Annotated in this window: 5 protein-coding genes; 1 reads left to right on the forward strand and 4 read right to left on the reverse strand. The window is 74.4% G+C overall.

All coding sequences use genetic code 11. From position 1 onward, the window contains the following. On the reverse strand, positions 1–1,420 hold a 1,420-nt coding region (locus DZF91_RS14205), incomplete at its 3' end, for an AfsR/SARP family transcriptional regulator (RefSeq protein ID WP_158587943.1). A gap of 72 nt (positions 1,421–1,492) precedes the next feature. On the opposite strand from DZF91_RS14205, the gene DZF91_RS39800 reads away from it, so the two are divergent. Then, complete coding sequence (locus DZF91_RS39800) at positions 1,493–2,014, forward strand: hypothetical protein (protein WP_117357944.1); 522 nt, start codon at positions 1,493–1,495, stop codon at positions 2,012–2,014. A 141-nt stretch (positions 2,015–2,155) separates the two neighbouring features. Here DZF91_RS39800 and DZF91_RS14215 read toward each other — a convergent pair whose 3' ends face one another. The 3 genes from DZF91_RS14215 to DZF91_RS14225 all read right to left on the reverse strand — a co-directional run. Continuing rightward, positions 2,156–2,725 carry an HdeD family acid-resistance protein gene (locus DZF91_RS14215; RefSeq protein ID WP_117357947.1) on the reverse strand — a complete coding sequence of 190 codons (570 nt, stop codon included), beginning with the start codon at positions 2,723–2,725 and terminating at the stop codon, positions 2,156–2,158. 140 nt (positions 2,726–2,865) lie between these two features. Continuing rightward, on the reverse strand, positions 2,866–3,543 hold the full coding sequence (locus DZF91_RS14220; RefSeq protein WP_235834282.1) for a VIT1/CCC1 transporter family protein: 678 nt from the start codon (positions 3,541–3,543) through the stop codon (positions 2,866–2,868). A 32-nt stretch (positions 3,544–3,575) separates the two neighbouring features. Continuing rightward, the coding region (locus DZF91_RS14225) for an ATP-dependent Clp protease ATP-binding subunit (RefSeq protein WP_117357946.1) at positions 3,576–5,614 on the reverse strand (2,039 nt) is incomplete at its 5' end.

Below are 5,614 nucleotides of genomic sequence, written 5' to 3' on the forward strand. Positions count from 1 at the left end.
CGCGGGCACGGCGCGCGAACAGCCGGACGGCGTCGGTGACCTCGTCGGCGGCGGGCACCGGCAGCGGGACGAGCGGCCGGACGACCTCGCCCGGCACGCCGAGCGGGCGCCGCCCGGTGGCGAGGATCCGCAGTCCGGGGCAGGCCGGGAGGAGACGGGCGGCGAGCCGCGCGCACGGCTCGGCCAGGTGTTCGCAGTTGTCCAGGACGAGCAGGCGCGCGCCGCCGCGCAGCCGCTCCTCGACGCCCCGCCGCGCCGCCTCGCCGTGGCCGGTGACGTCGAGGAGCGCGGCGAGTTCGGCGAACACGTCGTCATCGCGGGAAAGGTGCGCGAGCGCCAGGACCACGACGCCGTCCGCCGGGGCCTCCCGCGCGGCGACCCGCAGCGCGACGGTGGTCTTTCCGACGCCGCCGGGACCGGTGAGGGTCACCAGCCGACGCGTCCGGACGAGGCGGGCCAGCTCGGCGCACTCGCGGTCGCGGCCGATGACCTCCCCGACCGGACTCCGCGGCCCCCGCCACGGCGACACCTCCGCCCAGGCGGAGTCGCGCGGCGGGGCCGATCCGCGCCCCGGGGTCGAGCCGGACGCCCGAGCCGCCTCGCGCGGCGGAGCCGCATTGCGCGGCGGGGGCGAGGCGCGTGGCGGAGCCGCGTTGCGCGGCGGCGGGTGATTCCGTGCCGAGGGCGCTGTTGGCGTGGGGGCGTCGGACAGTACCGCGCGGTGCGCGTCGTGCAGCGTCGGCGACGGGTCCAGGCCGAGCTCGTCGGCGAGGCGGGCGCGGGTCTCGCGGTAGACCTCCAGCGCCTCGGCGCGCCGGCCGCAGTGGTAGAGCGCGAGCATGAGCTGCGCGGCGGGCCGCTCGCGCAGCGGCTGGCTGCGGACGAACGCGGACAGTTCCGGGACCAGCGCCTCGTGGCGGCCGAGCGCGAGACAGGTCTCGGCGTGCTCCTCGACGACGGTGAGGCGCAGCTCGTCCAGCCGCAGCGCCTCGTCCCGCAGCGGCGCGGAGTCGGCATGGCCCGCGTACGCCGCGCCGCGCCACAGGCCGAGCGCCTCGCTGAGCAGCGCGTCGCGCCGGTGCAGGTCGGCGGCGGCGCGGGCGGCGGCGACGAGTTCCTCGAAGCGCAGGGCGTCGAGTTCGGCGGGCGCGGCCGTCAGCCGGTATCCGGCGGCGTCGCGGGCGATCCGGCCGGGGTCGTCCAGGGCCCGGCGCAGCCGGAGGACGTAGGACTGGAGGTTCTTGCGGGCGGACGGGGGCGGACCGTCCGGCCACAGCCCGTCGGTCAGCCGGTCGTCGGTGACCGTCCGGTTCGCCGCCGCCAGCAGCATGAGCAGCAGCAGCCGCGGCCGGCCCGCGCCGAGGCGCGCCGGGCGCTCCCCGGTGGACACCTCCGGAAAGCCCAGGACCCTGAACTTCACAGAACGCGTTATACCCGTCATGTACCGGAGGGCGGGAGGGTGTGCGTGAACCCGGCGAACCGGAGGTGTCTCGTGTTCGATCCCACGACCGTCGTCCGGCGGACGGCGTCGGCGGCCACCGCCGTCGCGTGCGCGGCCTTCCTGGTGGGGGCGGGGCCGTCCGCCTCGGCCGCGCGCGGCACATGGCAGCCGTACCGCGCCAAGCCGTTCGAGGACGTCGGGGTGTGCGCGTTCCCCGTCAGGGGCGACATCGTCAGCGACGACGAGGAGGTGCGGATCCTGTCCACCTACCCGGACGGCAGGATCGAGCGCGAGGAGTTCCGGGGGCCGCTGGTCGTCCGCTTCACCGGCAACGGGCACTCGGTGGTGCGCGACGTGTCGGGCTACGCGCTGTTCCACTACCTCAAGGACGGGACGCGGCTCGCCCGTTTCGACGGCGGCTTCAGCTTCCGCATCAAGCAGGGGAACGTCGGCTACCCGGCGGGCAACTACATCCTGCACGGACGCTTCACCGTCGTGGTGAAGGCGGACGGCAACCGGATCATCCATCCGGCGCACGCCGCGATCGAGAACCTCTGCGACACCCTCGCCTGAACGGCGCGCGTCCGCTGCGGCCGACGAACTGTCCGGCGAAACGTTCGACAGGGACTCGGGCTCGGGTCCGCCCGCCACGCCGCGGTCCCGGGCCCGGCCCGGGCCCCTGGCGGGCCCCGGTTCCCTGGCGGGCGGCCCGGATCAGCTCAGTTGGCCGCCGACGCGGTGGGTGCGCGGATGCCCGCCGAGCTTGCGCAGCCGGAACGCCGCCCCGATCAGCGCCGCGCCCATGACGATGGCGAACAACCCGATCAGCCACGCCACCGCGATCGCGCCGGACGCGGGCCAGATGAACAGCACCAGGCCGAACAGGACCGAGACCACGCCGGCCACGGCGAGCAGCCACGCGTCGTCCACCAGGCGGCGCAGCCGGACCGCGGCGACGATCTCCAGGACACCGACGATCACGGCCCACGAGGCGATCAGCAGGAGCAGCACGAGCGCGGTGGCGGCCGGCCACGCGAACGTCATCAGGCCGAGCAGGATGCCGCAGACCCCGGCGACCGCCAGCCAGCCGCGTGACTCGCCCTCCACCCCCGCGAACGCTCCGACCAGCGCGAACACGCCGTCCACGAGGGCGTAGGCGCCGAACAGGACGGTGAGCGCCCAGACGGTGATGCCCGGCCAGAACAGGGCCAGCACCCCGAACAGGACCGCGAAGACGCCCCGGGCGAGCAGCACCCACCAGTGGCGGCTGAGTTGTCCGATCATGCCGAAGACGTGTCCGGACGGGACTGCGGCGAACACCAACGCCGCCCCCGGACTGCGCAAAGACGAACGAACCAGACGACGACCCGGGCGACGACCCGGGCGACGACCCGGGCGATGACCGAGCGACGACCCGGGCGCGGTCAGGCGCCGATGAGGCTGCCGGCGGCGTAGGTGATGGCCATGGCGAGCAGGCCGCCGGCGACGTTGCGGACGACGGCGCGTCCCGGCGGGGCGTTGCCGAGGCGCGCGCTCGTCCAGCCGCAGATGACCAGGCCGACCACGACCGACAGGACGGTGATCCAGACGCGCACGGACGGCGGCGGCAGGACGATCGCCAGCAGCGGCAGGAGCGCCCCGACCGTGAACGCGACGAAGCTCGCCACCGCCGCCTGCCACGGGCTGGTGAGCTGGTAGGGGTCCACGTTCGCCTCCGTCGCGGCGTGCGCGGCGAGCGCGTCGCGGGCGGTCAGCTCGACCGCGACCTGGCGGGCCACCTCGGGCGAGAGGCCCTTGTCCAGGTACGCCTGGGTGAGCTCGTCGAGTTCGGCCTCGGGGTCGTCGGCCAGCTCGCGCCGCTCGGTGGCCAGGAACGCCTGCTCGGTGTCGCGCTGGGTGCTGACCGACACGTACTCCCCCGCCGCCATCGACAGCGACCCGGCGAGCAGTCCCGACAGGCCCGCGAGCAGGAGCGTGGACTCCTGGGCCGTGGCGCCCGCGACGCCGACCACGATCCCGGCCGTGGAGACGATGCCGTCGTTGGCGCCGAGCACCCCGGCGCGCAGCCAGTTCAGCCGGTCGGTGAAGGACTCGTTCTCCACCCGTTCCTCCCTCTCCGCCCTCCCGACGGCGGTCAGGTGGTGTGGTGCCCCGCGCCCGAGTGCCCGGAGGTGATCGGGGTGACGGGGGCGATGGGCTCCCCGCCGCCCCGGTCCACGCGGTAGTCCAGGGCGTCGTCGATGTAGTCGACGATCACGGTATCGCCCTCGTTCAGCCGGTCGCTCAGCAGCATCCGGGACAGCTGGTTGTCCACCTCGCGCTGGACGGTCCGGCGCAGCGGGCGGGCGCCGAACTGCGGCTGGTAGCCCCGGCGCGCCAGCTCCTCCTTGGCCGGGACGGTGACGATGAGGTCGATGTCCTGCGCGCGGAGCTTGCGGCGGGTGCCGTCCAGCAGCAGGTCCACGATCCGCAGCAGCGCCTCACGGTCGAGCCGGTCGAAGACCACGACCTCGTCGATCCGGTTCAGCAGCTCGGGGCGGAGGGTGTGCTGGAGGACGTCCATCAGCCGGTCGCGCAGCTCGTCCTCGCTCCCGGTGTGGTCCAGGATGAGCTGGGCGCCGATGTTGCTGGTCATGATCACCATGGCGTTGGAGAAGTCGACCGTCCGGCCCTGCCCGTCGGTGAGCCGCCCGTCGTCGAGCACCTGGAGCAGGATGTTCATCACGTCCGGGTGGGCCTTCTCGATCTCGTCGAACAGCACCACGCAGTGCGGGCGGCGCCGGACCGCCTCGGTGAGCTGGCCCGCCTCCTCGTAGCCGACGTAGCCGGGCGGCGCGCCGACCAGCCGCGCGACGGTGTGCTTCTCCTGGTACTCCGACATGTCCACGCGGACCATGTGGTCGACGCCGCCGAACAGGACGTCCGCCAGGGCGCGCGCCAGCTCGGTCTTGCCGACGCCGGTGGGGCCGAGGAACAGGAAGCTGCCGATCGGCCGGTCCGGGTCGGCGAGGCCCGCGCGCGAGCGGCGGACCGCCTCGGCGACGGCGTCCACCGCCCGGTCCTGGCCGATGACCCGCTCGTGCAGGTGCTCCTCCAGCCGCAGCAGCCGGTCCCGCTCCTCCTCGGTGAGCTGCGCGACCGGGATGCCGGTGCGCCGCGACACCACCTCGGCGATGTCGGTCGCGGTGACCTCGGGCGACCGGTCGCGGCCCCGCCGGGCCGACTCCAGCTCGGGCCGCAGCCGGTCGATCTCGCCGCTCAGCTCCTTGGCCCGGTCGTAGTCCTCGGCGGACACCGCCTGGTCCTTGTCGCGCCGCAGCCGCTCCAGCCGCTGCTCCAGCTCGCGGACGTCGTCGGCGGGCACCGCCGAGCGCAGCCGGACCCGCGCGGACGCCTGGTCCATGAGGTCGATCGCCTTGTCCGGCAGGAACCGGTCGGTGACGTACCGGTCGGACATGGTCGCGGCGGCGTCCAGCGCGTCGTCGGTGATCCGCACCTGGTGGTGGGCCTCGTAGGCGTCGCGCAGCCCGGCGAGGATCTCCACGGTCTGCCCGACGGTGGGCTCGGCGATCAGGACGGGCTGGAACCGGCGCTCCAGCGCGGCGTCCTTCTCGATGTTGCGGCGGTACTCGTCGATCGTGGTCGCCGCGACGACGTGCAGCTCGCCGCGGGCGAGGGCGGGCTTGAGGATGTTGGCGGCGTCCATGCCGCCCTCGGCCGAGCCCGCCCCGACCAGCGTGTGCACCTCGTCGATGAAGATGATCAGTTCGTCGGAGTCGGCGCGGATCTCGTCGATGACCTTCTTGATCCGCTCCTCGAACTCGCCGCGGTACTTGGACCCGGCGACCATGCCGGTGAGGTCGAGCGCGACGACCCGCTTGCCCTTGAGGGGGTCCGGGACGGTGCCGTTGACGATCCGCTGGGCGATGCCCTCCACGATCGCGGTCTTGCCGACGCCGGGCTCGCCGATCAGGCACGGGTTGTTCTTGGTGCGCCGGGACAGCACCTCGACGGCCTGCTCGATCTCGTCCTCGCGTCCGACGACCGCGTCCAGCCGCCCCTGCCGGGCCTCGGCGGTCAGGTCGCGGCCGTACTCGTCCAGTGTCGGGGTCTCCGAGCCGCCGGCCTCGTCCCCGCCCGCGGCCCCGCCGCCCGCCGTCCCGGCCGCCCCCC

It is taken from the genome of Actinomadura logoneensis (genome assembly GCF_003428695.1).
GTDB classification, from domain to species: Bacteria; Actinomycetota; Actinomycetes; order Streptosporangiales; family Streptosporangiaceae; genus Spirillospora; species Spirillospora logoneensis.